The organism is Nostoc sp. 'Peltigera membranacea cyanobiont' 232, assembly GCF_002245985.1.
Classification (GTDB): domain Bacteria; phylum Cyanobacteriota; class Cyanobacteriia; order Cyanobacteriales; family Nostocaceae; genus Nostoc.
In genome coordinates this window covers 1-5859 of record NZ_NOLK01000270.1, presented here as the reverse complement: position 1 = coordinate 5859, position 5859 = coordinate 1, and the positions used below count along the sequence as shown (strand labels likewise).

The 5859-nt window shown below is 40.3% G+C and carries 5 protein-coding genes; 2 read left to right on the top strand and 3 right to left on the bottom strand.

Annotated elements, in window-relative coordinates:
* On the bottom strand, positions 1-1611 hold a 1611-nt coding region (locus tag CDG79_RS38600; protein ID WP_094346784.1), incomplete at its 3' end, for a serine/threonine-protein kinase.
* Positions 1612-1766: 155 nt separating this feature from the next.
* On the opposite strand from CDG79_RS38600, the gene CDG79_RS38595 reads away from it, so the two are divergent.
* A complete protein-coding gene (locus CDG79_RS38595) occupies positions 1767-3281 on the top strand; it encodes a phenylacetate--CoA ligase family protein (RefSeq protein WP_094346783.1) in 1515 nt (504 codons plus the stop codon).
* Positions 3282-3504: 223 nt separating this feature from the next.
* On the opposite strand, the gene CDG79_RS38590 is transcribed toward CDG79_RS38595, so the two are convergent.
* Both CDG79_RS38590 and lipB read right to left on the bottom strand, forming a co-directional pair.
* The gene (locus tag CDG79_RS38590) at positions 3505-3705 is read right to left on the bottom strand and encodes a hypothetical protein (RefSeq protein ID WP_094333064.1); all 201 of its coding nucleotides are present in this window, start codon (positions 3703-3705) and stop codon (positions 3505-3507) included.
* Between the two features lie 204 nt (positions 3706-3909).
* Positions 3910-4569, bottom strand: coding sequence for a lipoyl(octanoyl) transferase LipB (gene lipB / locus CDG79_RS38585; RefSeq protein WP_094346782.1), 660 nt, complete (start codon positions 4567-4569; stop codon positions 3910-3912).
* A gap of 634 nt (positions 4570-5203) precedes the next feature.
* Between lipB and hpf the strand changes: the two genes are divergently transcribed.
* The gene (gene hpf / locus CDG79_RS38580) at positions 5204-5848 is read left to right on the top strand and encodes a ribosome hibernation-promoting factor, HPF/YfiA family (protein WP_094346781.1); all 645 of its coding nucleotides are present in this window, start codon (positions 5204-5206) and stop codon (positions 5846-5848) included.
* Positions 5849-5859 lie beyond the last annotated feature (11 nt).

Here is a 5859-nt window from a genome sequence, read left to right as displayed (position 1 = left end):
CTGACCAGGAAACAACCGATCAAATTTTTCATTTGTGTCTTTGGTTAGTTGATCGATTGTATAGTTCCCAAACTGTCCCGATCGCGCTTGTCGTCTCCATGTATCGTAATCTTTTTGACTATATTTACCTAATTTACGACGAGCTTCTGTACTGAGGTTAGCCTGTTCTATTTTATTCAATAAATCGTCAGCGATACCAGACCATTCATCTCGTAAACCAGTGTCTTCCGGTTTAGATGTCAGGCTACGTCCTTTTAATTCCGGTTTTTTTGTATAAAATAAATCATCTACGAAGGGAATAAAAAATCCTTCAGTAATTTCTAGTTTTTGGCGACGATTGATAATTTCCTGGAGATTGCTATTTTTCCCTTTGTCGCTGACTGGTTTGCTACTTGGATTTGGAAATTGGGGAATTTGCGGTAATGAAATTGATGGGATAGCGATCAAAGTTACGCTCCGAATGACTGCATTTACCACCGCTAAAGTACCTGCGCCAGTTAAAACAACTAAAGCTGTTCCCCCTAAACCGATCGCAAAAGGGCGAATCCAAACAGGCCAAGATATCGGTTTAGAGATTGCTTGCGTTTTGTTTTGGAATCTACTCATAACAGCACTGGCGCGTTGTCTTCCCGGAGCAACTACCATCGTCTTAATCTTGGTGGTAATATAATTTCCAGGTGATTTCGTCGCAGTTGCCGATGGTAAATCTTTGAGGATTTGTTCGGCTCGTTGATAGCGATCGCTCGGTTTATAAGCCAGCATCTTTTTTAACACCCCTTCCAATTGGGGACTAACTCGGATTTGCTTTCCCCATCCCCAAATTCCCTGATAGCTGTCGTATAATTTTTGCGGTTCTTGCCCTGTCAGCAATACAAGTGTTGTTACCGCTAAAGAGTATAAATCACTACTAAAAAACGCTTTTCCCTGCCTTAGCTGTTCTTCTGGTGCGTAGCCTTTTTTACCTAATAATGTGTTATTTCCAACCAACTTAGTCCGCCAAAAACCTTGAGAAGCTGGCAATTGCTTGACACCACCAAAATCAATTAGCACTGGTAGATTATCAGAACGCCGCCAAATCAAATTGTCGGGAGAGATATCACGGTGAACAACATCTTGTGAGTGGATGTAGGCTAATACAGGTAAAATCTGTTGCAGTAGGGTGATTACTTCTTCTTCACTGAAAGTCTTTCCTTGACTCTCGCGTTGTTCTAATAATTGGTAGTAATTATCACCATCCACATAATCTTGCACTAGAAAGAAAAAATCTTTAGTGCCTATTTTCACTTGTAGCGAGGCGTGAAAACGCGGAATCTGTGGATGCTGGAGTTTTTTCAGAACATTTGCTTCTCGCTCAAATAGCTCTTTAGCTTTTTGTAAATCTTGATGTTCTTGGACTTGGGGTGCAAATTCCTTCAGCACACAGGTTTGATGGGATTTACTTTTATCCTCCGCCAAATAAGTGCGTCCAAAGCCACCCTGCCCTAGATGACGGATAATTTGATAGCGATTATCCACCACCTGCCCCACAGCAAGAGGTAATGGCTCACCACAAAGGGTACAAAAGCGGTTACTACCATTATTTGTGTGTTGTTTACTGCAATAGAGCTGCATGGTGCTGAAGGATAAGTTAAGGTTTTATTGAATAATTACAACGCGCATACCCTCATTTTCGGATATCCTACGAATTACGAATTACGAATTACGAATTACGAATTACGAATTATTTTAACGGTGTTGGTTCTATTTCAAGATAAACAAGAAGCGTCATGAACCGCAAACTACGACAGCAGCAAGTCATTAAAGCATTTGAAGATTTTTTGTCTACTCCCCTAGAAACGATATTGCAACGGCATCTCAATACTCAAACTTCGGCAGCTTTAACTTTATTTCATGATGTGGCGGCTAATGTACCTGCCTACAAAGCTTTTTTAGCAGAAAGGGAAATTAATCCCGCGACTATTCAAACCTTGGAGGAGTTTCAAAAACTCCCAGCGATCGCTAAACAAAATTATATACTGCGTTACCCTTTAGCTGACTTGTGCCGCAACGGGCAATTAGAAGCGTGCGACATGATAGCTGCTTCATCAGGTTCCAGTGGTAAACCGACATTTTGGCCTCGTTTTTTCACAGATGAACTCCAAATAGCCACACGCTTTGAACAGATTTTTCACGATAGTTTTTATTCAGATACCAGACGTACCCTAGCAGTTATTTGTTTCACTTTGGGCACTTGGGTAGGTGGAATATTCACTACTAATTGCTGTCGTTATCTTGCTAGCAAAGGTTATCTCATCACTATAATTACTCCTGGTAACAACAAAGAAGAAATCTTGCGAGTTGTCCAAGAATTAGGTTCAGCATTTGAGCAAGTTGTATTATTGGGATACCCGCCATTTTTAAAAGATGTGATTGATACTGGTATCGCTCGTGGTATGGAGTGGCAGCAATATCAGATTAAATTAGTCATGGCAGGAGAAGTATTTAGTGAAGAATGGCGGAGTTTAGTTGGTGAAAGAGTTGGTTCACAAAATCCTTGCTCTGATTTTGCATCACTTTACGGCACTGCGGATGCGGGAGTTTTGGGTAATGAAACACCGTTAAGTATCTGCATTCGCCGTTTTTTGGCGCAAAATCCCGATGCAGCTAGAGCTTTATTTGGAGAATCACGTTTACCCACGCTAGTACAATACGATCCCTTCACTCGCTTTTTTGAAGTTCACGATGACGGATTGCTATTTTCTGGAGATAACGGTATTCCCTTAGTGCGTTATGACATATTGGATACTGGCGGGATAATTAGTTATGATACCATGCTGCAATTTTTAGCAGAATGGGGATTTAACCCGCTCGAAAATCTGCGTTCTGACACTCAACAATCACCTAGAGGTATTCATCAGCTACCTTTCGTTTATGTATTCGGCCGTTCTAACTTTACAGTTTCCTACTTTGGCGCAAATATCTATCCAGAAAATGTAACGGTAGGATTAGAGCAACCAGTAATTCAACAATGGGTAACGGGTAAATTTGTGTTGCAGGTGAAGGAAGATGCAGACAAGAACCAATTTTTATCTGTGGTTGTGGAGTTAGCGCCAGGAGTAGAGGGGAGTGAAGATAAAAGAGAAGCGATCGCATTTTCTATTCTTTCACAACTGCTACGCCTAAATAGCGAGTTTGCTAATTATGTTCCCGTAGAATACCAAACACCACAAGTTACATTAGCCCCAATGGGTAATTCCGAATATTTTCCCATTGGAGTGAAACATCGTTATACCCGTCAATAGGGAATGGGATATAGCGGTTTTCAGTTAAATGCAATTCATCGCTGCAATCAAAAAAGCGATCGAATAAGTAGGTTGGCTCAAATAAACCTAACTATGTAACGAAATATAAAATTGCCTAAACTCTTGCGATTGCTTCACTTTGCTTCGCTCCGTTCGCAATGACATAGTTATAAATTTTCTCACCCACCTACTTAGACTAATAACTTTCCTAACTCAGCCCTCTTCAAAGATACTCACGCAAGAAATCAAAAGGATCGTCTTCCCAACAAGGCTCAGGTATCAGCCAAAACAAACTACCGCTAATGTCGGCTTCAATCTCATCACCGTCGTCTCGATCGAATAGTTCTATCAAAGCTGTCCAATCACGTTCTCTCAAAGACGTTAACGATGGGGCATATACCTGGAAATTATTTGAGTATTTCACGCGTAAAGTTGTGCTTGACAGCCGTAAAAATTTAGTATAAAAACTTGTAAATAATCAGATTTTAGATTTGACAACCGCAGTTAAATAGTTAATTTAATACTATTAAATATGGACTACTCTTATCAGTGTCTCATAATTTAAATAGGACTGCTATAGTATTTATTACATAATTACAAGCTGAATTTACTCAGACCGGAAAAATCCTTAAGGCTGTGATTCGACTAATTCCACTCCAAACACTTCAGCAAAGTACTGTGCTACATAAAGACGCACTTCTTGACAAGTAATACCTGGAATCCATTCGGCTAAACTACCTACAGGTTTATCAGAAATACCGCAGGGTACAATGCGCTCAAAGCCTGTCATGTCTGGACAAACATTTAATGCAAAGCCATGCATGGTAATCCAACGGCTGACTTTAATCCCAATAGCCGCAACTTTTCGCCCTTGTAACCAAACGCCAGTAAAAGCCGGAATTCTTTCTCCCTGTAATCCATAAACTGCTAATACGCGAATAATTACTTCTTCGAGTTGGCGTAAGTACCAATGAAGGTCTTTACGATAATGTTGCAGATTTAAAATTGGATATCCCACAAGTTGACCGGGACAATGGTAAGTAACCTCGCCGCCTCGTTCAACTCGATGCACATCATATTGATCTTTGTCAATATCAAATTTGAGAAAATCTGAGTTGCTTCCTTGTCCTAGAGTGTAAACGGGTGGATGTTCTAGCAAAATTAACACGTCATCTAGACTGGGGTCATGGATGCGGCCAGTGAGGAGCGATCGCTGCCATCCATGAGCATCTAAGTAAGGCATTAATCCTTGATTATACAGTAAACAACGATTGTTGTGTGCTTTCATACTATGGATCGTGCCAAAAATCAACTGATATTAGGAACAAAATATATTTATATTGCAATTTACAGGATTGGAGTCAATAAATGTTAAGTTTTGCAAAGGATTTTAAAGGAAAGTCAAGGGAACATGCATTAGAAAATACAAAGTGCTAGCTTGAATATACAACCTCAATAGGTTTTAGGAGGAATTCTCTGCAATAAGCATCATGCCAAGACAATAAGAACGATAAATTGGCTGATGACTCTAATAATCTTGTTTGAAATATAAACAAGATCGACTTCTACAAATACTCTTGTTGTTGATCGACAGTCAGCAAACCTCAACCGAACACAGAAGGAGCAACTATCAACAGTTCTGTAAGCCTTGTTTTAATAGAGATGATAGTTACGGCAGCAACTACTCAAATTTCCTCACCAAATAGTTCTATGTGGAAATCCAATTGGATATCAGCGCAGAGATGAGGAGGATAATTAAGGGTATAATGAGCAAAAACTCAGATGCAGTAAGCTTAGAGATGGCTTACCAGCAGTACATAAAAACAGTTCACAATTTGTTTTGGCGGGAGTAATAGACCTTACCGCAATTTCTTTTCATACAAAGCAAATTCACACATCAAATATTCAGTGGGAGAGTTTACATGAAGCTTGTCATCCACAGCAAAAATATTGAAATCACCGATGCGATTCGGGAATATGTACATCAAAAGATTGAAAAAGCAGCTAGTCACTTTCAGAGCATCACAAATGAAGTGGATGTGCATCTTAGCGTAGCCCGGAATCCTCGAATTAATACTAGACAAGCAGCTGAAGTAACTATTTACGCTAATGGCAGCGTTATCCGTGCCGAGGAAAGTAGCGAAAATTTATATGCCAGCATTGACTTAGTTGCAGATAAAATTGCCCGTCAACTGCGGAAATACAAAGAACGTCGTCAAGACCAGAAAACTCATACCCAACCAACAGAAGTAGTTGTTGCAGAGTCAGTAGTTACAGATTTAATTGGCGATCGCACCCCCGAACTACCTAACGAAGTCGTCCGCACCAAATATTTTTCCATGCCACCGATGACCCTTGCAGAAGCCTTGGAACAACTGCAACTCGTGGGACATGACTTTTATATGTTCCGCAACTTGGAAACTGGAGAGATTAATGTAATTTACGAACGCAACCACGGCGGTTATGGTGTAATCCATCCCCGCAATGGTAACGGTCATACTAACGGCAAGAATGGCAAGTCGAGCCACACTAATATTGTCATGCCGGAAAAGTTGCATTCTAAATAGGGACTGGGGAA